Here is a 22,640-nt window from a genome sequence, read left to right as displayed (position 1 = left end):
CCTTGAACGCAAGGAGCATCCTCAGCTGAGACGCGATCACTCTGTGTGTCTCGGCGGTCGAGACCCCCGGTTCGACGGGGCGGGGGAGTTGTGCATAGACTCACAGGCATCATGCGGCACCAGCTTCTCCTCCTTCGCTGCCGCGGCGAGGCCTGTTAAGGCCGGTTCCCTCGCCGCGGAGTTTCGTCGTACAGCCGGTCGTCCAGCGACCTTGAGCTAAGACGTATCCGAGGAGAACCCCCGTGGCACCGAAGAACCAGCCCCAGCCTGTACAGCAGCCGTCCGGTCTGCCGATCCACCGCTACCGCGCGTTCCCGCCGATCGAGCTGCCCGACCGCACCTGGCCGGCGAAGTCCGTCGACCGCACCCCCCGCTGGCTGTCCACCGACCTTCGGGACGGCAACCAGGCGCTGGTCGAGCCGATGTCCCCGGCCCGCAAGCGGCGGATGTTCGACCTGCTGGTGAAGATGGGCTACAAGGAGATCGAGGTCGGTTTCCCGAGCGCCAGCCAGTACGACTTCGACTTCGTCCGCAGCCTGATCGAGGACGACGTGATCCCGGACGACGTGACGATCTCGGTGCTGACCCAGGCGCGCGAGGAGCTGATCGAGCGCACCGTGCAGTCGCTGCAGGGCTCGCCGAAGGCCACCATCCACCTGTACAACGCGACCGCGCCGCTGTTCCGCCGGGTGGTGTTCAACGTCGACAAGGCCGAGTGCCGCACGATCGCCGTCCGTGGGACCGAGACGGTGATGAAGTACGCCGACGAGATCCTGGGCGACTGCGAGTTCGGGTACCAGTACAGTCCGGAGATCTTCACCGGCACCGAGCTGGAGTTCGCGCTCGAGGTCTGCGAGGCCGTCAGCGACGTCTGGCAGCCCGCCGAAGGCCGCGAGATCATCCTGAACCTGCCGGCCACCGTCGAGATGAGCACCCCGAACGTGTACGCCGACCAGATCGAGTGGTTCGGCCGGCACCTGACCCGGCGCGAGCACAGCACGATCAGCCTGCACCCGCACAACGACCGCGGTACGGCGGTCGCGGCGACCGAGCTCGCCCTGATGGCCGGTGCGGACCGGGTCGAGGGCTGCCTGTTCGGCCACGGTGAGCGCACCGGTAACGTCGACCTGGTCACGCTGGGGATGAACCTGTTCAGCCAGGGCATCGACCCGCAGATCGACTTCTCCGACATCGACGAGATCCGCCGCACGGTCGAGTACTGCACGCAGATGCGCGTCCCGGAGCGGCAGCCGTACTCCGGTGATCTGGTCTACACCGCGTTCTCGGGCTCGCACCAGGACGCGATCAAGAAGGGCCTGGAGGCGCTGGACAAGCAGGCCGCGGCCGAGGGCAGGCCGGTCGGCGACATCACCTGGGAGGCGCCGTACCTGCCGATCGACCCGAAGGACGTCGGCCGCAGCTACGAGGCCGTGATCCGGGTCAACTCGCAGTCCGGCAAGGGCGGCGTCGCGTACATCATGAAGTCCGAGCACCGGCTCGACCTGCCGCGCCGGCTGCAGATCGAGTTCAGCCGGGTGATCCAGCAGCACACCGACAACGAGGGCGGCGAGGTCGGCCCGCAACAGATGTGGGACATCTTCGCGGCAGAGTACCTGGCGCCGGGCCCGCTGTCGCTGCTCAGCGTCAACTCGACGTCCGGTGAGGGACAGGGCGACCAGTTGCGGGTTCAGGTCTATGCCAACGGCGTACCGCACGAGTTGGTTGGCGAGGGCAACGGTCCGGTGTCGGCCTTCGTGGACGCGATCAAGCCGCTGAAGTACGACGTACGGGTGCTGGACTACCACGAGCACGCGCTTTCCGCGGGCGGTGACGCGCTGGCCGCGGCGTACGTCGAGTGCGAGGTCGGCGACGACGTGTTCTGGGGTGTCGGCCGGGACGCCAACATTCTCACTGCGTCGTTGAAGGCCGTGGTGTCCGCTGTCAACCGCGCCACGCGCTGACCGCGTTCGAATCCTTACCCCGAGTTGCCCGTCTCCGTGTCGGAGGCGGGCAACTCCTGTACTCCCCGATACCTTTTCCTCACGGACCGCAACGTTGTCTCAACGTTGCCTCAAGTCGTTGACTCGGTGACTGAGGTTGCGCACACTATCGTCACTATGCGCAGATCCTTGCAAGACCATTTTCTTAAGTCTTGCTGTTGAGTGGTCTGCGCCACCGACTTTTCCTTGGTAGTCGCGTGGAGGTGAGCAGTGAGTGGTGCGGTCGACACGTCCGCGACGAAGCTGATCGAAGGACCGGTCGTCGAACCGAGACCCTCGGCTGCTCGGCGTTTTGTCAACGCCTGGCTGGTCCGAAGACTCTTCAAGGCGGTCCTGACGGTCTTCATCGTCACCACCGGCACGTTCTTCCTGGTCAGATTGTTGCCCGGTAACCCGGTCGACACCTATATCCAGACGCAGATCGCGCAGACCGGTATCTCGTACGAGGCGGCCGCCGCGCAGGCGAAGAACCTGTTCTCGCTCGACCCGAACGCCCCGGTGATCTCGCAGTACGGGACCTACATGGTCAACCTGCTGCACGGCGACTTCGGCAACTCGGTGCTGTCGCCGGGGACCACGGTCGCGCAGGTGATCAAGACCTACCTGCCCTGGACGTTGTTCTCGGTCGGCGTCGCGACGGTCTTCAGCTTCGTCATCGGCATCGTGGCCGGCATGATCATGGCCTACCGCCGGGAGAGCTGGATCGACCACCTGCTGACGTCGATCGGCTCGCTGCTGCACGCGATCCCGAACTACATCCTGGCGATCCTGATCGTGGTCTTCCTCGGCGTGAAGTTGCAGCTGTTCAACCTGACCGAGGCCCGCGGCTCGTACACCCCCGGGGTGCAGCCGTCGTTCAGCCTGAGCTTCCTGAACGACATCTTCTACCACGCGTTCCTGCCGATCCTCGCCTACGCGTTGACCACGGTCGGCTCCTGGGCGCTGGTGATGAAGTCGTCCACGGTGGAGACGCTCGGCGAGGACTACGTGACGGTCGCCCGGGCGCGCGGTCTGTCGGACAACCGGATCCGGTCCGGGTACGTCGGGCGCAACGCCGTACTGCCCTTGTTCAGCCAGCTCGCGGTGTCGCTCGGATTCGTGGTCGGCGGCTCGATCTTCGTGGAGAAGATCTTCGGCTATCAGGGCATCGGGTTCAGCCTCTTCAACGCGGTCAACGGCCGCGACTACCCGGTGCTGCAGGGGATCTTCCTGGTCGTCACGATCTCGGTGGTGGCGGCCAACCTGCTCGCGGACGTTCTCTACAGCCGCCTGGATCCGCGCATCCGGGTCGGCGGCACGGGCAAGGGGTGAGGACATGACTGAGGCAACAATTCCCGTCTCGGCGGTCGGCACCACCGGCGTCTCCCGGTTCGCCGGCATCCTGAGCTCGCTGCGCCGCAGCCCGGCCGGTTTCATCGGCTTCGTGATCGTCACCCTGCTGGTGCTGATCACCGCGATCGTGCCGTTCTTCCTCCCGGAGGTGGCGCCGAACGTCAAGGAGATCCTGCTCCCCGCCGGTTCCCCCGGGCACCTGCTCGGCACCGACAACGAGGGCAAGGACGTCCTGATCCAGATGATCGGCGGCGGCCGGACGGTGATCTTCGTCGGCTTCTTCGCCGCGGCGATCTCGACCGCGCTCGCGATCGTGCTCGGGTCGCTGGCGGCGTACCTCGGTGGCTGGGTCGACTCGGTGGTGGTCACGCTGGCCGACGTCTTCCTGACCGTTCCGCAGATCGTCCTGCTCGCCGTCATGGGCGCGTTCTTCAAGCTCGACTCGCCGATCCTGCTCGCGCTGCTGGTCGGCGGCCTGTCCTGGCCGGTGCTGACCCGGGCGGTGCGCGCCCAGGTGTTCTCCCTGAAGGAACGCGAGTTCGTCGAGGCCGCCCGGCTGCTCGACCTCGGCACGATCAGGGTGGTGTTCGTCGAGATCCTGCCGAACATGGCCAGCTTCATCCTGATGAACTTCATGATCGGCGTCACGAATGCGATCTACCAGCTGGTCGGCCTCTACCTGCTCGGGCTGGCGCCGCTGAGCGGGGCGAACTGGGGCATCATGCTCAACCGCGCCTGGATCGCCGGCGCCATCTTCAACGACGCGAGCCTGGCCTGGATCCTCAGCCCGATCTTCGCGATCGTCCTGCTGCTGCTCGGACTGGTGATGATGACGAGATCCCTCGAAGAGATCCTCAACCCGCGGCTCCGGGACCGGTGATCGCGATGACTACGACATCTTCGAGCGACCGCGCACTGCGCGGCGGCCAGGGCAAGCCGCTGCTGTCGATCCGCGACTTCAAGGTCGAGTACCGGACCGGTTCCGGTACGACGGTGCAGGCGGTCCGCGGCGTCGACCTCGACCTGTTCCCGGGCGAGAGCCTGGCGCTCGTCGGCGAGAGCGGCTGCGGCAAGACTACGTTCGGGCTCGGTCTGCTGCGGTTGCTGCCGCGGCTCGGGCACGCCAGTGGCCAGGTGACCTTCAACCGCGGCGACGGCACCGAGATCGACGTCCTCGGCCTGGACGGCCGGGACCTGCGGCAGTTCCGCTGGCGGGACGCGGCGATGGTGTTCCAGGGCGCGATGAACGCGTTCAACCCGGTGCTCAAGATCCGTGCGCACATGCACGACACGATGCGGGCGCACACCAAGGCCACCAAGCAGGAGATCGAGGACCGGGCCGCCGAGCTGCTCCGCCTCGTGCGCCTCGAGCCGTCGCGGGTGATGGACAGCTACCCGCACGAGCTGTCCGGCGGTATGCGGCAGCGTGTGCTGATCGCGATGAGCCTGCTGCTCGAACCCGAAGTACTGATCCTCGACGAGCCGACCACCGCGCTCGACATCCTCACCCAGCGGTCCGTCGTCGACGTCCTGCACGAGGTGCGCGAGCGGCTCGGGTTCTCGATGATCTTCATCTCCCACGACCTCTCGCTGGCCGCCGAGCTCGCGGACCGGGTCGCCACCATGTACGCCGGGCGGATCATCGAGACCGGCGGCGTCCGGGACATGTTCTACCGGCCGCGGCACCCGTACACGCTCGGGCTGATCAAGGCCGTGCCGCCGATCGTCGGCGACCTGCCGGACATGGAGTCGATCCCGGGCGGCCCGCCGAGCCTGGCCGCGCTCCCGAAGGGCTGTACGTTCAGTCCGCGCTGCAAGTACGCGACCGAGGAGTGCAACGAGGCCGACCCGCCGCTGATCCCGATCACCGACGAGCCGGGCGACTACCACGATGTCGCGTGCATCCACTCGAAGGACGTGCACCTCGAACGCGCGGTGCAGAGCGAAGACTTGGGGACCGCATCATGAGCGCGCAGGAGTTGTCTGTCCAGGACGCGGTCCGGACGCCGTTGATGACGCTCGGCGGAGTCAGCCAGGTGTTCGACACCAAGGCCGGACCGATCCGCGCGGTCGACAACATCGACCTGTCGGTCAACCCCGGTGAGGTGCTCTGCCTGGTCGGCGAGAGCGGTTCGGGGAAGACCACGGCGGCCCGGATGGCGGCGGGCCTCGCCCGGCCGACCAGCGGCCAGGTGGCCTTCGACGGCACCGACATCTGGTCGATGAAGCGGAACGACTTCACCACGTTCCGGCGCAGCGTGCAGTACGTCCACCAGGACCCGTACGCCTCGCTCAACCCGACGCGGACGATCCAGCAGACGATCACCGCCCCGCTGTTCAAGCACGGGCTGGTGAAGACCAAGAAGGAAGCTGCGGACCGAGCCGTCGAGCTGCTCACCAAGGTCGATCTGACCCCGGCCGAGAACTACCTGCCGAAGTACCCGCACCAGCTGTCCGGCGGTCAGCGGCAGCGGGTCGCCGTCGCCCGGGCGCTGACGCTGGACCCGAAGCTGATCATCGCCGACGAGTCCACGTCGATGCTGGACGTGTCGATCCGGATCAGCGTGCTCGCGATGCTCGGCCGGCTGCGCGACGACCTCGGCGTCGGGTTCCTGTTCATCACCCACGACCTGGCGATCGCGAAGTACTTCGGCTGGCGCGGCAAGACCGCGGTGATGTACCTCGGCCGGATCGTCGAGTTCGGGCCGACGCCGAAGATCATCAACGCGCCGACGCACCCGTACACCCGGGCGCTGATCGACGCGATCCCCGAGCCGGACCCGGACCTGACCAAGACCAAGGGCCGCGAAACCCTGCGCAGCCTGGAGATTCCGAGCCTGGCGCACCTGCCGGCCGGCTGCTCGTTCCACCCGCGCTGCCCGCAGTTCGAGGACGGGCTGTGCGACGGGGCGGTCCCGCAGCTCACCACGATCCGATCCGGCCAGTCCGCCGCGTGCCATGTGGTCGCGCGCGACGGCGTACCGAATGTCGGCGATGCAGGACGGCCGGATGAGCCGGGGGCCTGATGCCGTCCCAGATCGGCCGAGTGGCGCTCAGCTGGGCAGCATTCCTGGTGCTGGCCAGCGGAGTCCTGCTGCTCACCCTGACGCCGGGCACCCCGGAGTTCGTCGTCACCTTGTTCACCTTGTGTTTGGGCCTGCTACTGGGCCTGGTGGTCGTCGTCGGCGTCATCCTGACCCGGCGCCGGGAAAAACGCGAGGGCGGTAGTTAGTCCCACCAGTAAGTAGTAACTGACCCACATGGGCGTGCGGTCAGTCCAGAAAGGACGAAGGAATGAGTCCCACCGGCACCAACGATTCCGGCACCAACGCGCCGGGCGCCAGCGCCCAGACCAACGCGATTTCCCGTCGGCACGTGCTCCAGATCTTCGGTATCGCCGGTGTCGGCGTGGCCGGCATCGGATCAGCGGCCGCGTGTTCGCCGAGCAAGCCGAACGCCAGCGGGGGTGACAGCGGCAAGTCCGGCAACAAGGAGTTCCACGGGGCGTACCCGTACCAGTTGCCGCCGAAGGGTCACTTCAACCTGATCGCCGGTGTCACCGACGGCATCCAGGCCAGCAACAGCCCGTACTTCGACCTCGTCTACCCAAGCGCCGGCATGTACTACTGGGCCGACAAGAAGTGGGAATGGATGATGGCCGAGTCCGGAACCCTGGACGAGGCGACCAAGACCTACACCCTGAAGCTGCGCTCGGGCCTGACCTGGAGCGACGGCAAGCCGGTGACCGCGAAGGACGTCGTGTCGACGTTCAACCTGCGCTGGCTGCTGCGCCAGCAGGACTGGACGTTCCTGTCCGACGTCAGCGCCAAGGACGACACCACCGTGGTGTTCACCATCGGTACGCCGTCCACCGTGCTCGAGCGCTACATCCTCCGGGCCGGCATCCTGCCGGACTCGGTCTACGGTGAGTGGGCGACCAAGGCCGAGACCCTGCGGAAGGCCAAGACCAGCCTGGACAGCGCCGAGGGCAAGCAGCTGAACGGCGACTTCCAGAAGTTCCGTCCGGAGAACCCGCCGGTCTCGGGCCCGTTCAACTTCGATGTGAAGAGCATGACCAACGCGCAGATGTCGCTGGTCAAGAACGACAAGGGCCTGTTCGCCGACAAGATCGGCTTCACCAAGGTCGTGCTGTACAACGGTGAGACGTCCGACATCTCCCCGGTCGTGCTGAACAAGGACGTCGACTACGCCACCCACGGTTTCGCGGTGGCCACCGAGAAGACCCTGCTGGGCAGCGGGTTCCGGATCCTCCGGCCGCCGGTGTACTCGGGCCCGTCGCTGGTGTTCAACTACACTGCGCACCCGGAGCTCGCGGACGCCCGCGTCCGGCAGGCGATCGCCTACGTGCTGGACCGCAACGAGAACGGCACCGTCGCGCTCGGCGACTCCGGCAAGCCGTGCAAGTTCATGGCCGGCTTCTCCGACATCCTCGTGCCCGACTGGGTCTCGGACGCGGACCAGAAGAAGCTGCAGGCGTACGAGAAGGACGAGGCCAAGGCCACCTCGCTGCTGACCGCGGCCGGATGGAAGAAGAACGGCGGCAAGTGGACGTTGCCGAACGGCAAGCCGGCCGCCTACGACATCAAGTTCCCGACCGAGTTCGCCGACTGGAACCCGGCCGCCACCAACGCGGCCGACCAGCTGAACAAGTTCGGGTTCAACATCACCAAGCGGGGGATCACCTTCACCCAGCTGAACCCGGACGTCCTGGCCGGCAAGTTCGACATCGCCATCCAGGGCTGGGGCGCCTCGAGCCACCCGCACCCGTACTTCGCGTTCGTCCAGGACCTGTACACGTTCAACTACGTGATCGCGGCGAACTCCGGCGGCAAGGGAATGAACTTCCCGCTCAAGCAGACCACCTCGGCGGGTCCGATCGACCTGCAGTCCGTGGTGGACAAGTCCGCTCAGGGCCTGAATGTCGACGAGCAGAAGAAGAACATCACCGCCGCGGCGATGGCGTTCAACGAACTGCTGCCGATCATCCCGCTCTGGGAGCGCTACGGTAACAACCCGGCGCTCGAGGGCACCCGGGTGGCGAAGTTCCCGGCCGACGACGACCCGATCCTGAAGAACGCGCCGTACGCGGACAACTTCGTGATCATGGGCATGTACAAGGGCACGGTCGCGCCGGTCTAAACGATTGGCGTTCTGACCCGATTGTTTGGTTGGGTCGGCCGGGTGATCAGTATTCGCGAGATCGACCCGGCCGACCTGGCCTTGTTCGACGAGTGGTACGACGCCTTCCGGGCCGGCGCGGTCGCCGGACGGGAGGCCGCGCTGGTGACCGGTCGCGAGGCCCTCGGGTACTCGCTGCGCAACCCGGGTCCGCTCAAGCAGCGGATCGCGGTCGGTGCGTTCGAGGACGACCGGGTGCTCGGCGGGATGCTGTTCGAGTACCGGCTGACCGACAACCTCGATACGGTCGAGGCCGAGATCGACGTACCGCCGGCGCATCGGCGGCGGGGGATCGGTACGGCGCTGTGGCAGTGGGCCGTCACCCGATCGGCGCAACTCGGCAGGACGATCGTCCAGACCGAGCTCGGCGTACCCGGTGGCGATTCACCCGGGGCCGCGTTCGCGGAGCGGCTCGGGTTCGAGGTGGAGCATGTCGAGGAGCACCTCGTCGTACCGCTGCCGTACGACGACCTGCGGCTGGAGGACCTGCGCTCTTCCGCGGGCCGGCTCGACGGGTACCGGCTGACGTCGTGGGCGGGGTTGTGCCCGCCGGAACATCAGCAGGCGTACGCCGACCTGCACACCGCGATGGATCTCGACGTACCGACCGGCGGCATGACCCGTGAGGTCGTGCCGTGGACCGTCGAGAAGCTGGAGGCGAGCGAGGCGCGGATCGACCGGAACTATCTCGCCCTCGTGACGATGGTGCACACTCTCGCCGGCGAGCCGGCCGGCTACACGCTGATCTATCTGCCGCGGGCCGACGCCGAGAACGCCCAGCAGGACGACACGCTGGTACTGCGGGAGCACCGCGGCCACAACCTCGGCACGTTCTTGAAGCTCGCCAACCTCGAGCAACTGGCGAAACACCGTACGACGCAACGCTTCCTGCACACGTGGACGGCGCTGACCAATGCCCCGATGCGCAAGGTCAACACCCGCTTCGGATTCCGCGCGGTCGAAGAGCACCGTGAACTGGAGCTCCGCCTGCCCAGCCTCCGCCCGGCGGCCCGCGGCGTGATCGTCGATCCCGACGACCGCGTCCTGCTGGTCCGCTTCGAGTTCGGCGACGGGCCGCTGTGGGCTACCCCGGGCGGCGGTCTCGAGGCCGGCGAAACCGTGATCGAGGGGCTGCGGCGCGAACTCGTAGAGGAGGTCGGCTTGCGGGACTTCGCCGACCCGCCGCACCTCTGGCACCAGGAAGTAGTTGCCGAGGGCCACGCAACCGGATACGACGGAGTCATCAACGACTACTTCCTGATCCGCACGGACCACTTCACGCCCGCGGGCTGTCTCACTGCCGAAGAACTCCGTGCCGAGAACGTCTACGACATGCGCTGGTGGACATCGACCGAACTCGCTGCTTATGACGGACCCTTCGCACCCCGGGAGCTGCCCGCGTTGATCGAGCGCTTGCTGCAGTCCGGCCCGCCCAACACACCCACTCACCTGGTTCTGTGAGAGACCTGTGCGAACTCTGCAAGAAAGGGAGCTGTGGGCAACGAGAACGCCTAGCTTCGGGGTGTGAAGCCTCGGCATACCACTGACTGGTTCGTCCCCGTCCACTCCCTCGGCGACATCGCCGCACCGCAGATCGGCCGCCTCCCCGACGGTCACCGGGTCGGCATCGCGTTCACCACCCTCGCGAACCTCCGCACCGCGTCCGGACCGCAGCAGGAATGGATGCGCCTGACCGAGGAAGCCCTGCGTGCGACGCTCTCGCCACTCGGTGTCACCAGGATCCAGCTCGACCCCGTGCTGGTCGGCCCGGATGTGCAGCCGTCGTACCCAGCTCAGCCTGCCCTCGTCCCTTGACGCGCGGCCGTTGTCCCCTGACGTGTGCCCTTGTCCCTTGACGCGCGGCCGTTGTCCAGGCGGGAATCCCGGCCCCTTGCCCCGCGGGCGGCGTCGCGGCGGTAGGTTCGAGGCATGCGTGAATCCCAGCTCGGTGACCTGACCGTTTCAGCCCTCGGCCTCGGCTGCATGGGCATGTCCCAGTCGTACGGCGTCCGCGCCGACGACTCCGAGTCCATCGCGACCCTGCACGCGGCGATCGACGCGGGCTGCACCTTCATCGACACCGCCGACGTGTACGGCGACGGCGAGAACGAGGAACTCGTCGGCCGTGCGCTGGGCGGCCGCCGCGACCAGGTGGTGCTCGCGACGAAGTTCGGATTCAAGCGTCCGGCGTCGGCCTCGGCGCTGCCGTCCGTCGTCGACGGCTCGCCTGCGTACGCCGCTCAGGCCTTGGACGCCTCGCTGCGCCGGCTGGGTGTCGACCACGTCGACCTCTGGTACCTGCACCGCCGCGACCCGCAGGTCCCGATCGAGGAGACCGTCGGGGCGATGGCCGCTGCGGTCGAGGCCGGCAAGGTGCGGTACCTCGGACTGTCCGAGGTGAACGGCGAGACGGTGCGCACGGCGCACGCCGTACACCCGATCACCGCCGTACAGAGCGAATGGTCGCTGTGGACGCGGGACCCGGAGACCGTCGTCCTGCCGACGCTGCGTGAGCTCGGCGTCGGGTTCGTGCCGTTCAGCCCGCTCGGGCGCGGGTTCCTCACCGGGCAGATCAAGTCTCCAGAGGATTTCCCTTCGGATGACATGCGGCGAGGGCTGCCGCGGTTCCAGGGCGAGAACTTCCAGCGGAACCTGGACCTGGTCGCGCAGGTGCAGTCGCTGGCCGCATCGAAGGGCGTGACGCCTGGGCAGTTGGCGCTCGCCTGGTTGCTTGCGCAGGGCAACGACGTGGCGCCGATCCCAGGGACGAAGCGGCGGACCTATCTCGCCGAGAACCTCGGCGCTCTGGACGTCACGTTGAGCGCCTCCGAGTTGGCTGAGCTCGACGAGGCGTTCCCGCCGGACGCGGTGGCCGGGCAGCGGTACACCCAGGGCGGGATGGACCTGGTGGGCAAGTGATCGGCGTCACCGGTTCGACCGGACAGCTCGGGTCGCGGATCGTCGCACGATTGACCGACGTACCGCTGCGGCTGATCGTCCGGGATCCGGCGCGGGCTCCGTCGGTGCCCGGTGCCTCTGTGGCGCAGGCGGCGTACGGCGAACACGCGGCGCTGCTGTCGGCGCTGGACGGGGTCGACGTACTGATGTTGCTGAGTGCAACGGAATCGGCGGATCGGGTCGCGTTGCACAAGGCAACGGTCGACGCGGCGGTCGCTGCTGGTGTGCAGCGGATCGTCTACACGTCCTTCGTCGGGGCGGCGCCGGGGGCGACGTTCACGTTCGCGCGCGACCACTGGCACACCGAGCAGCACATCCGGTCGACCGGTGTCGACTTCACGTTCCTGCGCGACAACCTGTACCTCGACTTCGTGCCCGGGTTCGTGGGCTCGGACGACGTGATCCGCGGACCGGCGGGGGACGGGCGGGTCGCCGCGGTCGCCCGCGACGACGTGGCCGCGGTGGCGGCGCAGGTGCTCACCGGGTCCGGGTACGGCGGCGCGACCTACGACCTGACCGGCCCCGGGGCCTTCACCTTGGCCGAGGCGGCCGGGGTGTTGACGGAGGCCTGGGGCCGCAAGGTGCGGTACGAGGCCGAGACGCTCGACGAGGCCTACCGGTCCCGCGAGTCCTACGGCGCCGCCCCGTGGGAGGTGGCCGGCTGGGTCACGTCGTACGCGGCCATCGCCAGCGGCGAAATGGGACACGTCTCGACCGCTGTCGCCGACATCACCGGGCATCAGCCGATCAGCCTCGAGGAGTATGTCGGCCGGGAATGAGACACTGACCTCGTGCCGCTCTACCGGGATCAGGCGATCGTGCTGCGCACCCAGAAACTGGGTGAGGCGGACCGGATCGCCACGCTGCTGACCCGCGCCAACGGCAAGGTCCGCGCGGTCGCGAAGGGCGTCCGCCGTACGTCGTCACGCTTCGGCGCCCGGCTCGAGCCGTTCAGCTACGTCGACCTGCAGCTCGCCACCGGCCGCACCCTCGACGTCATCACCCAGGCCGAGTCGATCTCGGCGTACGGCGAAGGCATCGTCAACGACTACGCCCGCTACACCGCCGGCACCGTCCTGCTCGAGACCGCAGACCGCCTCGTCGTCGAGGAGAAGGAACCCGCCACCCAGCACCACCTGCTCCTGGCCGGCGCCCTCCGCGTCCTGTCCACCGGCGAACGCGAACCGGCCCTCGTCCTCGACTCGTTCCTGCTGCGCTCACTCGCGATCTCCGGCTACGCCCCGTCCTTCGACGACTGCGCCCGCTGCGGCGAACCCGGCCCCCACCGCGCCTTCAACCCCGCCGCCGGCGGCATGGTCTGCACCACCTGCCGCCCACCCGCCTCAGCCATGCCGTCCCTCGCCACCGTCGCCCACCTGGCCGCCCTCCTCACCGGCGACTGGCCCACCGCCCTCCAAGCAGACCCCCGAACCCGCCGAGAATCCACCGGCCTGATAGCAGCCTTCTTCACCTACCACCAAGAAAACCAACTCCGCTCCCTACCCCACCTAGACCTAACCCCCAACCCCCACCTAGCCAGCTAACCCACTCACCACTCCCGCCCCGGCCACCCGGTCGGTCCTGGCCGTGAATTCCTTGGACGGTCCCGAGACGGACCTGCGGTTGGGCTCGGGGTCCTGGGCGGCGCTCCGATGAGGACCGGTCGTGAGGATTGCAGAGGCTGCTGGCCCGCCCATGCATGAGCGATCGCACGTTTCGCATCCAGCTCGGCTTGCCGTGTTGCGACGCCCCCGCTGAACTCCTGCCAGCCGTCGAACCGGCCGAGGCCGGGTTGCCGATCATTCGGACTGCGGTTCAGGCGGGCGCAGACATGCGCATAGATGTTGTTCCGTCCGCGGCGAGGTTTGATCGCCAGCAACTCCCGCCGCGCCAGCTCACCCGGTGCTGTCGGCCCGAGCTCCCGGAACACCAGCCGATAGTCCGCCGGTCGTCCCGGATCCGACTGGAGGTACGCCGTCACGCAGTCACGCAGATCACCTTTCCCTCGCGCGTAGGTCAGCGCGTGATGCCCGTCGGACTTGCCTGCGGCGAGATCGAGCATCGCCCGCACCACTTGGCGTCGGAGCGCAGCCGCAGGACCGGACGGATTCCCGCTCGCCGCGACATCGATCCGGCGATAGTCGAGATCGAAATCGGGCCCCGCCACCAACCGGTACCCGACCCCGAGGTTCATGACTCCTCTCGGTCCTCACGCCGCAGTTCCTCCAGCAGTTCCTGTGTCTCAGGCCCCATCCGAGCAGCCCACTCGTCCAGGTCCAGGGGGCGGCTGCCGGGGAGTGGCTCTGTCGCGTACCTGCGCACGGTGGGATCGTCGACAACACCAGTTGGCGGGTGATCATCACCGCGGAGGTCGCGGTACTGCGCCGTCGACATGACCACAGCCTCCGGCTCACCATCCGCACCCCACACCACCGGAGCCCCGGTCCCGGCCCGCGCGCCCTCCACGATCTGCGACAGCTGTCGGGCAAGCACCGCCGGCTCGACCACCTCATCGCCAACCACGAACTTGGCTTCGCCCCCGAGGTCCTCGAACTCGTCGTACGTGAGCATGACCGCCTCAGGAACCCCATCCCCAAAACTGAACGCCCACGCTCCCGCCCGAAACCGCGCGAGCACCCCCGCCAGATCCGCCCCAACCTCACCAACAGAAGCCCAACTCGTCATCCCCCGAATCTATTACCTCCCACCCACCTCCCGCGGAACTTATCCACAACCCCACCCCCGCCAGACCCACCCCCACCCACCAACCAACCCCCGCCAAGCCCAAAGCCGCCCCTCAAGCAGCACCACCGAACAGCACGCCCTCCCGCAGCCACTTCCTGTAGACCCGGCACCGACTCCCGCTGACGACAGCGAGCCAGCCACCTGCTGTGCAGCCAGCAGCGAACCCGCCAGCCGTCGTACCGCTACCAGCGCCCCCCAACTTGTTGTGCCGCTGGCAGTGAACCCGCCGGGCGTCGTACCGCTACCAGCTCGTTGCGCCACTGACGGGTTGCAACCCACCACCGGCGAAGTGACCTGCCAGCAGCCACCCCGCGCACCCACGCCACCCGTGCCCCGAGCAGCCCCGCCACCCGCACCCCGCGCAGCCACGCCACCCGTGCCCCGCGCAGCCACGCCATCCGTACCCCGCGCAGCCACGCCAGCCGTGCCTCGCGGCTGCCTCGCACGGGCGCGTCGCCCGGCCGCCGAGTGGAATCGCCACGCATCACGGCGAGTCGTGGCGATTGGTCGGTCCTCGGAACCGCGAGTCGTGGATTCAGGCTGCATCCAGCCACCAAATCCCACGACTCGACGCCCCAGACAGGAAGAAGCCAGCGAAGTCGGACGACGTACCTCCCCAGGCCAGAGGACGTACCGCCACAAGCCAGGGGACGTACCGCCAGTCAGCCACCGCGAGAAGCGGCCTCAGTCCGACAGGGGGCCCGGGTCTCCTCGTCAGCACGCGGCGGCGCTGGGCGCGACGACCTCGCCGCCGTTCGGATCGACAAGCACCGGGACTGCTTGTCCGATCCGGAGCTGCGTCGCGGCCTGCTGGGTCATGGCGATCTGCCCGCTATCACCCAAGCTGCTCTGCCAAGTGATGTCCCACTGCGCGATCGCGTTCACGGGGTACTTGCAGCTCGGCAGCTTCTGCGATGTCTTCACATAGCGGTGGCCGCAGGTAGGCGAAGCCTTCACACCCACCGACTTGTCGTACGGCGTCCCCGGCCCTTCACAGCGGACCGTCGTGCCGTCGCCCATGGACCAGTTGATCGCTTTGACGTGTGCCGTCACCGTCACTGTCAACCCAGGCACGCTCGCACTCCGCACGATGGGTCCCCAGGTGTTCTCCGACTTCGTCACCCACAACCAGACCGGCATGTTCACCAGACCGATCTGACCAGGCGCCGGCGCCGTCTTGACGAGAGGGGGAGCCAGGTGCATTTCCCCAATTGCCTCGTAGACCAGTGTCACCGGGTCGACCACCACGGTGTCAGGCCTACCGGGCAGCCAGATCCACCGCGTCACGAACCGAATGCCCTGCTCGTGAACACAGATCCAGATAGCGCCGTCGGTGTGGCCTTGCCAGGAGGGGTCGCTCTTCGGCGGCTGCGGGCTGAGTCTCCGCAGGTAACACTGCTGGCTGTTCGACCAGTTGCCGAGGCGCGACGTACACGCACGCGAAGCGCCGCCGTCCATGCAGACGCGCTCCGGCGTCCTGGTGGTCGACTTGGCGGGCTTCTTTCCCGGCTTCGTCGTTGTTCGCGGATCTTTAATGGTGGAGCCCAGCATCCAGATGCAGATATGGCTGCTGTAACAGACGAGGACGTAGTCGCCTTCGGGTTTAGGCGGAGTGGTGCTTCGTGCCCATGCGGGCACCACAAGGTCCGCCGAGATCAGCGCGAGCGTCACCGTGGTGAGGGTGACGAGACGCCTCAGCATGAACCTAGATCCTTCTCGTCGACGAGGTACCACATCTTCGTGGACTGGCCGGTGGCCGGAGCGTAGACAACCTGAGCCTGGATCTTGTGGCGATTGCCGTTTGCGGGGATGCCGGGAACAGGTTGGTGGGTCTTCTGGTAGTACAAGCCGATCTTCGAGGTGTCCAGGCACACGTTCAGTCGCACCTCGGGTTGCTCGGCCTTGAGTTTGACCGATGCAACGGACAGGACTGCGACGGCCATCTTGCCGTTCTGATACCAGCCGCGCTCCAGGTTGAACTGCACGTCGGTCAAGACGCGGACCAGCCAAGCCCCGCCGGTGCCGGCTTGCAACAGTTTGGCATCCGTTGCGGTGACGGGATTGTTGAGTGCGACATCGATGGCGGCTCGAGCTGACATGTAGCGCGCCTTGGCCGCCGTGATGGCGGCCTGTTCGGCCGGGGTCCAACTCGGAGTTGAGGGGCTCGTCGGCGTCGGCGTTGGGGTGGGGGAGGTTGTGGTCGGGGTGGTGTTGGGCCGGCCGGCTTCGGGGGAGGCGTTGCAGGCGGTCAGCAGGGTGAAGGTGCTGAGCGTTGCTACGGCGGTGAAGAGCGGTCGGCGGGGCATTGGGTGGGGCTCCGTTCTTGGGTGTTGTTGTGTAAAGGGTGGCATACGGAGGGTGTTCGAAGTCGGGAGTTGTCCACAGGTTGCAGGTTGTTGCAGCGGGCGGTGGGGGGCGGGGGCGGCCGTGCGTCGGGGTGGTTGGGGCTGGTGTTGGGGGAGGGGTGGTGCGGCGTACGGCGTGGTGTGGCTTTGTGCATCCGGTCCGTGGGGGCGGAGGCGGTGGATGCGGATTTGGTGCACAAAGAGGGCTGGGGGAGGGCTGGTCGGCGAGGTCGCGTGATGGGGGGCCGGGGCCGTCGGGTTGTGCGGGTGGAGGGGCCGCGGTGGGCTGGTGGGTGCGGGCGGGGCGGCGGCGGTGCAGGTTGTGGGGCGCGGCGTTGGCGCGCAAGTCGTGGCGCGGCGGTGGCGCGCAAGTCTTGGGGCGGTGGCGGTGGGTGCACGGGGTTGGGGCACGTGGGGTGGGGATGGGCGGGGGATGGGAGACTTTGGGGTATGTCGCCTATTGGTCGTCGTCGGGGTCGGGGGGTTGTGGGGCGGGGGGAGCGGAAGGTGGTGGTGGCGCCGGAGCGGCATTCTTCGGGGGCTTTGGTGCCGGCGGTGCCTAAGGAACTGGTGCCTCGGCATGTGGCGATCGTGATGGATGGGAACGGGCGGTGGGCCAAGCAGCGGGGGCTGCCCAGGACCGAGGGGCACAAGGCGGGGGAGGCGAGCCTGCTCGATGTGATCAAGGGCGGGATCGAGATCGGGGTGAAGTACATCTCGGCGTACGCGTTCTCGACCGAGAACTGGGCCCGGTCGCCCGAAGAGGTGCGGTTCCTGATGGGGTTCAACCGTGAGGTGATCCATCGGCGGCGTGACGAGCTGGACGCGATGGGGGTCCGGGTGGTGTGGTCGGGGCGGCGGCCGCGGTTGTGGAAGAGCGTGATCGACGAGCTCGAGTACGCGCAGGAGCGGACCAAGGACAACGACACGATCACCTTGCAGTTCTGCGTGAACTACGGCGGTCAGGCGGAGATCGCGGACGCGATGAAGTCGATCGCGGCGGAAGTTGCTGCCGGCAAGCTCAAGCCGGACCGGATCACCGAGAAGACGATCGCCCGGCATCTCTATGCGCCGGACATCCCCGAGGTGGACCTGTTCGTCCGGTCGTCGGGGGAGCAGCGGACGAGCAACTTCCTGGTCTGGCAGCTCGCGTACGCCGAGATGGTGTTCCTGGACACGCTCTGGCCGGATTTCGACCGGCGGGACCTGTGGCGGGCGATCGAGATCTACGCGCAGCGAGACCGGCGGTACGGCGGCGCGATCCCGAACGAGGTCGCCGCGGACAGCTGATCCCGCGGTACCACAAGACGCGAAGGGGTGGGAACCGGAAGCAGACCCACGAGCGTCTACGCTCGTTGTGCAAGGCATCTATCGTGACGGGAGCAGGAGCGTGCGGCGGACGAAGGGCGTGAGCTGATGGCGGACGAGGAAGAGTACGCCGGCTTGACCGACCGGATCGCGACGGCCGTGACCCAGACGCAGGGAACGCTGCAGTCGGTGGCCAACGATCTCAGTGACGAGAACATCGGCCGGATGCTGGGGCGGCGGATGGAAGAGGTCGGGATGCTGCGGCCGGGCGTCGACAGCCTCCGCGCGCTGGAGGACCGGGTCGGCGAGGCCCAGGGCGCCGCCAAGGAGCCGGCGAAACAGGCCCTGGTCTCCACCTACCGGTCGTACCAGGTCGAGGCCGGGAACCTGTCGAGCCGGATCGGAGGGGCCGAGCGGAACCTCGACGAGCTCCGCGAATCCTTGCACCAGCGAGCAGGGTCCCTGAAGAACGCCCTCCGGGATCTGGAGCGGATCGAGCAACTGCCGGATCGTCAGACCGCCGACGTGGCGAAGCTCCGTGCGGGCGTCGAGTACCTGAACACTGTCGTCGGCGTTGTCGACCAGCGGGTCGAGCAGATGATGGGCGACCTGTCCAGGGGGCGGTCGTCGGCCAACAGCCTCGAGCACTCCGCCGCCAGGATCGGCGCCACCCGCGAGCATTCCACCGAGATCAGTGCCGCGACCCGCGACATCGGGGGCGCGATCTCCCAGACGCAGCAGCAGGTCGGCAGCCTGCGGACGGAACTCGACCAGCGCAGTGCGGGATTCCGGGAGATCGGCCAGTTCTCGATCGACGTCGCCAACCAGGCGTCGGTCGAGAAGCAGCAGGCGGATGTGGAGGCGGCCCAGTTGGCCGACGCGGCGCGGGCAGGCTTCACGCCGCAACCCGCGGTGGACCCGCGGATCGCTTACTCGATGGGCGCGCAGGAGTACCGTCCAGACACGGACGGGCGCTCGACGGAGCGGGGACAGGACCGCTAGCCGGTCACCGTCCGGGTGAGGGGAGTAGGCCGCGTTCGATCGCTACGGTGACGGCGCGGGTGCGGTCGTCGACGTCGAGTTTGGCGAACAGGCGTTGGAGATGGGTTTTGACGGTGGCCTCACCGATGAACAGTTCGCGTCCGATCTCGGCGTTGCTGAGGCCGCGGGCGACGGCGGCCAGCACCTCGAGTTCCCGCGGCGAGGGTTGCGCGGCGGCGGGTGCGGCCGGCGTACGGAGGCGTGACATCAGCCGCGCCGCGACCGGCGGGGCGAGCACGGTCTCGCCGCGGGCGGCGGCCCGGATCCCGTTCAGCAGTTCGGCGTGCGGTGTGTCCTTGAGCAGGTACCCGGCGGCGCCGGCCTCGACCGCGTGCAGGATCTCGGAGTCGGTGTCGTACGTCGTCAGCACCAGTACCCGCGTCGCCGGGTAGGAAGACACGATCGCCCCGGTCGCCGCGACCCCGTCCATCCGCGGCATCCGCAGATCCATCAGTACGACGTCAGGCAGCGTCGACTCGACCAGCGCCAGCGCCTCGGAACCGTCGCCGGCCTCGCCGACCACGGAGATGTCGTCGGTCACCGACAGCATCCCGCTCAGCCCGGACCGCACCACCGGATGGTCGTCGACGACGAGTACCCGAATCACGCATCCTCCTGTACCGCGGGAATCAGGACCTGGACCCGGGTCCCTCGACCCGGCGTACTTTCCACCTCGACGGTGCCGCCGGACTCCTCGACCCGGCCGCGCATCGCGTTCAGCCCGAAGCCGCCCGACACCGACCCCGGCGTGAACCCGGACCCGTCGTCGCAGATCTCGATCCACACCCGACCGTCCGACAGCCCCAGCGTGATCAGCACCTGCGTGGCCGCCGCATGCTTACGTACGTTGGCCAACGCCTCCTGCGCCGCTCGGAGCAACACCACCTGCTGCGCCTGCGGCAGCGCCGTGACCTCGTCGTCAGGCAGGTCCAGCGAGACCTGTACGTCGACACCGGTCTCGGCGGCGAACCGCTCCGCCTGACGGCGCAGTACCTCGGTCAACGTTGCCTCCGACAACGCAACTGGGGTGAACGCGGCAACCAACGCCCGCGCCTCGGCGAGATTCTCCCGCGCGGTGTCCTCGATGGCAGCCAAACGTCCCGCGGCGTTGCCACCCTGTGAGAGCTCGGCCGCCGCGGCCTGGGCCAGCATCACGATCGAAGTCATCCCCTGCGCGAGCGTGTCGTGGATCTCCCGCGCCATCCGCTCCCGCTCGGCCATCACACCGGCGCTGTGGTGCGCCTCGGCGAGCTCGTCCCGCGCCGACTCGAGCTGCTCGATCAGTTCGGCGCGCTGCTGACTCTGCGTGATCACCTTCTCGATCCAGATCCCGAACAGCAGGCTGACCACGAGACTGACCAGCATCCACGGCAGGATGTCCCAGAACGCGTTCCAGCCCCACCCCGCGCTCCACAACTGCGCCGTACCGACGCCGAGCACCAGCAGCAGGCTGAGCCCGACCCCTTCGCGAATGTCCTCGCACAGCAGCCAGATCTGCGCCGACGCGATGAACATCAGGAACACCGACTGCGGATAGATCCCGATCAGCACCATCAGGCAGGCGATCAGCACCAGCCGATAGGCGTACGACGGGAGCGCCCGGCGGGACCGCATCGCGTACAGGCCGATGAACTGGTACGCCGCCCCGAGAACCACCACCGTGCCGGCGAACAGCGCCTGCCGCACGGCGCCGAGGTCTCCGAGGAACGACAGCGCCAGCGTCATCCCGAGCAGCACCCAGAACACGATGTGCCAACCGACCAGTGTCCGTGTCCACACGGGCTGTCCGGCGCCACCGCGAGAGCTCTGCACGGACCCCATCTTCCTCCACACCAGGATCCACACACGAGGCCCGGTCCACGCCGGTGACAGCTCGGTACGACGCCGCTCCGGAAGGGAGGACGTCGTACCGGTGAGCTGGTTCATCAGCCCGCGTCCCGGCGGGTCCAGCGGAACACCCGCTGGGCGAGGAACAGGCCGACGATCAGCCACACGGTCAGCACGATCGCACCGGTGCCGAGCTGCCAGGACCCGCCCGGCTCGTTCACCTGGAACCCGTCCGGCAGGAACACCGACCGCATCCCCTGGGCGAGCCACTTGAGCGGGAAGACCGACGCGACGTCGCGCATCCAGGCCGGCAGGCTGCTGTAGACGAAGTACACGCCGGACATGAACTGCAGCAGCAGGACGACCGGCGTGATGACTGCGGACGCGGCCTTGCCGGATTTCGGTACGACGCTGAACGCGATCCCCAGCACCGAACCCGAGGCCGCGCCGAGAACGAAGATCCAGACGAAGTTCAGCCACTTCGACGGCTCGGTCGGGATGTCGACGCCGAGCAGCAGCCCGGAGATCGCCAGCAGCAACGCGAACTGTGCGATCGAGGTGATCAGCACCTGGCCGATCTTGCCGATGAAGTAGGCCTGCGGGGGCATCGGCGTACCGCGGAGCCGCTTCAGCAGACCCTCGTCGCGCTCGAGGGCGATGCTGATCGCGAGCGACTGGAAGCTGCTCAGGAAGATGCCGGAGGCGATCATCCCGGGAGTGAAGTACGTCGCGGCGTTGACGCCGTTGAAGTCGGTGTCGCCGAAGACGGCGGAGAAGATGCCGAGGAAGATGATCGGGAAGAAGAACGTGAAGATCAGCGCCTCCTTCTCCCGGAAGAACTCGCGGACCTCGAGCTTGGTCCGGGCCAGACCCACCGAGAGGGTGGAGGGCAACGGCTTCGTGGTGGTGTCGGCCATCAGAGTGCTCCAGCTTCGATCGAGACAGCGGCGTCGGCGGCGTTGGCCTTGCCGATCAGGTCCAGGTAGATGTCTTCCAGGCTCGGGCGGCGGACCTCGAGCTCGGGCACCTCGCCGCCGAAGCGCTGCATCAGCGCGGCGACCTCGGCGGTCGGCTGGTCGGTGCGCAGCTCGTGCTGTCCGTCGGCGTCGCTCCAGGAGACGCGGGCCGTCCGGGCGCCACGTCCGCCGAGCGTCTCCGGCGTACCGATCTCGATCATCCGGCCGTCGGCGATCACGCCGACCCGGTCGGCCAGGTGTTCGGCCTCGTCCAGGTAGTGGGTGGTCAGCAGGATCGTCGTACCGCTGGTACGCAGGTTCTCGATCAGGGTCCAGAACTGCCGGCGCGCCTCGGGGTCGAACCCGGTCGTGGGCTCGTCCAGGAACAGCAGCTCCGGGTTGCCGATCACGCCGAGGGCCACGTCGAGCCGGCGGCGCTGACCGCCGGACAGCTTGCGCGGGCGGGTCTTGCGCTTCTCCTCCAGCCCGACGGCCGCGATCACCTCTTCCGGGTCGCGCGGGTTCGGGTAGTAGCCGGCGTAATGGTTGACCAGCTCCAGGACTGTCGACTCGGCCTCGTCGCGCGAGGTCTGCAGCACGATCCCGAGCCGGCTGCGCCAGCGGCGGTCGCCGTTCGCCGGGTCCGTGCCCAGCACGCTGACCTGTCCCTCGTCGGCCCGGCGATACCCCTCCAGGATCTCCGTGGTCGTCGTCTTTCCTGCCCCGTTCGGGCCGAGCAGGGCGAACACCTCGCCCCGGTGGATGTCCAGATCGACACCGTCGACCGCGACCTTGTCCGGGTACCGCTTGACCAGGCCGCGCACCCTCACTGCGTTGTCGTTCTCCATGCCCTTAACTCTCGCGCCCCACGACCGTCCCCGGGAGCACCACCCGACGGACCCGCTGTCCCCCAACCGGTGGACACCGCC

22 protein-coding genes are annotated in these 22,640 nt (G+C 67.9%); 14 read left to right on the top strand and 8 right to left on the bottom strand.

What is annotated here, in order from left to right; translation table 11 throughout:
* The first annotated feature begins 242 nt into the window (after window positions 1–242).
* The 12 genes from leuA (at window position 243) to recO (ending at window position 13,033) form a co-directional block, all read left to right on the top strand.
* Entirely contained in the window at window positions 243–1,961 is a 1,719-nt protein-coding gene (gene leuA, locus ACWF0M_RS03695; RefSeq protein WP_452234052.1) for a 2-isopropylmalate synthase, read from the top strand.
* A gap of 249 nt (window positions 1,962–2,210) precedes the next feature.
* Window positions 2,211–3,311 carry an ABC transporter permease gene (locus tag ACWF0M_RS03690; protein ID WP_452234051.1) on the top strand — a complete coding sequence of 367 codons (1,101 nt, stop codon included), beginning with the start codon at window positions 2,211–2,213 and terminating at the stop codon, window positions 3,309–3,311.
* Between the two features lie 4 nt (window positions 3,312–3,315).
* Window positions 3,316–4,212, top strand: coding sequence for an ABC transporter permease (locus ACWF0M_RS03685; RefSeq protein ID WP_452234050.1), 897 nt, complete (start codon window positions 3,316–3,318; stop codon window positions 4,210–4,212).
* A 5-nt stretch (window positions 4,213–4,217) separates the two neighbouring features.
* A complete protein-coding gene (locus ACWF0M_RS03680) occupies window positions 4,218–5,300 on the top strand; it encodes an ABC transporter ATP-binding protein (protein ID WP_452234049.1) in 1,083 nt (360 codons plus the stop codon).
* Window positions 5,297–6,358 (top strand): ABC transporter ATP-binding protein, encoded by a 1,062-nt coding sequence (locus ACWF0M_RS03675; RefSeq protein WP_452234048.1) that lies wholly within the window; start codon window positions 5,297–5,299, stop codon window positions 6,356–6,358. The genes ACWF0M_RS03680 and ACWF0M_RS03675 overlap by 4 nt, the downstream gene beginning before the upstream one ends.
* Window positions 6,358–6,564: a hypothetical protein gene (locus tag ACWF0M_RS03670; protein WP_452234047.1), complete on the top strand. Its 207-nt coding sequence runs from the start codon at window positions 6,358–6,360 to the stop codon at window positions 6,562–6,564. The genes ACWF0M_RS03675 and ACWF0M_RS03670 overlap by 1 nt, the downstream gene beginning before the upstream one ends.
* A 62-nt stretch (window positions 6,565–6,626) precedes the next feature.
* Window positions 6,627–8,492 (top strand): ABC transporter substrate-binding protein, encoded by a 1,866-nt coding sequence (locus ACWF0M_RS03665; RefSeq protein WP_452234046.1) that lies wholly within the window; start codon window positions 6,627–6,629, stop codon window positions 8,490–8,492.
* A 42-nt stretch (window positions 8,493–8,534) separates the two neighbouring features.
* Window positions 8,535–9,992, top strand: coding sequence for a GNAT family N-acetyltransferase (locus ACWF0M_RS03660; RefSeq protein WP_452234045.1), 1,458 nt, complete (start codon window positions 8,535–8,537; stop codon window positions 9,990–9,992).
* 63 nt (window positions 9,993–10,055) lie between these two features.
* Window positions 10,056–10,346, top strand: a complete 291-nt coding sequence (locus tag ACWF0M_RS03655; RefSeq protein ID WP_452234044.1) for an SAV_915 family protein — start codon at window positions 10,056–10,058, stop codon at window positions 10,344–10,346.
* A gap of 114 nt (window positions 10,347–10,460) precedes the next feature.
* Window positions 10,461–11,450 (top strand): aldo/keto reductase, encoded by a 990-nt coding sequence (locus tag ACWF0M_RS03650; protein ID WP_452234043.1) that lies wholly within the window; start codon window positions 10,461–10,463, stop codon window positions 11,448–11,450.
* A complete protein-coding gene (locus ACWF0M_RS03645; protein ID WP_452234042.1) occupies window positions 11,447–12,268 on the top strand; it encodes an SDR family oxidoreductase in 822 nt (273 codons plus the stop codon). Before ACWF0M_RS03650 ends, ACWF0M_RS03645 begins: the two co-directional genes overlap by 4 nt.
* Before the next feature lie 12 nt (window positions 12,269–12,280).
* A complete protein-coding gene (recO, locus tag ACWF0M_RS03640; protein WP_452234041.1) occupies window positions 12,281–13,033 on the top strand; it encodes a DNA repair protein RecO in 753 nt (250 codons plus the stop codon).
* A 5-nt stretch (window positions 13,034–13,038) separates the two neighbouring features.
* On the opposite strand, the gene ACWF0M_RS03635 is transcribed toward recO, so the two are convergent.
* The 4 genes from ACWF0M_RS03635 to ACWF0M_RS03620 all read right to left on the bottom strand — a co-directional run bounded on the left by ACWF0M_RS03635 (window position 13,039) and on the right by ACWF0M_RS03620 (window position 16,540).
* Complete coding sequence (locus ACWF0M_RS03635) at window positions 13,039–13,683, bottom strand: hypothetical protein (protein ID WP_452234040.1); 645 nt, start codon at window positions 13,681–13,683, stop codon at window positions 13,039–13,041.
* Window positions 13,680–14,060, bottom strand: a complete 381-nt coding sequence (locus tag ACWF0M_RS03630) for a hypothetical protein (RefSeq protein WP_452234039.1) — start codon at window positions 14,058–14,060, stop codon at window positions 13,680–13,682. Before ACWF0M_RS03630 ends, ACWF0M_RS03635 begins: the two co-directional genes overlap by 4 nt.
* A gap of 888 nt (window positions 14,061–14,948) precedes the next feature.
* Complete coding sequence (locus ACWF0M_RS03625; protein ID WP_452234038.1) at window positions 14,949–15,935, bottom strand: hypothetical protein; 987 nt, start codon at window positions 15,933–15,935, stop codon at window positions 14,949–14,951.
* Window positions 15,929–16,540: a hypothetical protein gene (locus tag ACWF0M_RS03620; RefSeq protein ID WP_452234037.1), complete on the bottom strand. Its 612-nt coding sequence runs from the start codon at window positions 16,538–16,540 to the stop codon at window positions 15,929–15,931. The genes ACWF0M_RS03625 and ACWF0M_RS03620 overlap by 7 nt, the downstream gene beginning before the upstream one ends.
* Before the next feature lie 489 nt (window positions 16,541–17,029).
* On the opposite strand from ACWF0M_RS03620, the gene ACWF0M_RS03615 reads away from it, so the two are divergent.
* Both ACWF0M_RS03615 and ACWF0M_RS03610 read left to right on the top strand, forming a co-directional pair.
* Window positions 17,030–17,869, top strand: a complete 840-nt coding sequence (locus tag ACWF0M_RS03615) for an isoprenyl transferase (protein ID WP_452234036.1) — start codon at window positions 17,030–17,032, stop codon at window positions 17,867–17,869.
* 126 nt (window positions 17,870–17,995) lie between these two features.
* Complete coding sequence (locus tag ACWF0M_RS03610) at window positions 17,996–18,889, top strand: hypothetical protein (protein ID WP_452234035.1); 894 nt, start codon at window positions 17,996–17,998, stop codon at window positions 18,887–18,889.
* A 4-nt stretch (window positions 18,890–18,893) separates the two neighbouring features.
* On the opposite strand, the gene ACWF0M_RS03605 is transcribed toward ACWF0M_RS03610, so the two are convergent.
* From ACWF0M_RS03605 to ACWF0M_RS03590, 4 genes are read right to left on the bottom strand one after another with little or no spacing between them, the layout of a single operon-like run.
* Complete coding sequence (locus ACWF0M_RS03605) at window positions 18,894–19,535, bottom strand: response regulator transcription factor (RefSeq protein ID WP_452234034.1); 642 nt, start codon at window positions 19,533–19,535, stop codon at window positions 18,894–18,896.
* The gene (locus ACWF0M_RS03600; protein ID WP_452234033.1) at window positions 19,532–20,854 is read right to left on the bottom strand and encodes a sensor histidine kinase; all 1,323 of its coding nucleotides are present in this window, start codon (window positions 20,852–20,854) and stop codon (window positions 19,532–19,534) included. The genes ACWF0M_RS03605 and ACWF0M_RS03600 overlap by 4 nt, the downstream gene beginning before the upstream one ends.
* Window positions 20,854–21,672, bottom strand: coding sequence for an ABC transporter permease (locus tag ACWF0M_RS03595; RefSeq protein ID WP_452234032.1), 819 nt, complete (start codon window positions 21,670–21,672; stop codon window positions 20,854–20,856). Before ACWF0M_RS03595 ends, ACWF0M_RS03600 begins: the two co-directional genes overlap by 1 nt.
* A complete protein-coding gene (locus ACWF0M_RS03590; RefSeq protein WP_452234031.1) occupies window positions 21,672–22,559 on the bottom strand; it encodes an ABC transporter ATP-binding protein in 888 nt (295 codons plus the stop codon). The genes ACWF0M_RS03595 and ACWF0M_RS03590 overlap by 1 nt, the downstream gene beginning before the upstream one ends.
* Between the last annotated feature and the right edge of the window lie 81 nt (window positions 22,560–22,640).

The sequence above is a fragment of the Kribbella sp. NPDC055110 genome (assembly GCF_053607525.1).
The sequence above is the reverse complement of the archived record's forward strand: the minus strand, read 5'-3'. Positions and strand labels throughout refer to the sequence as shown.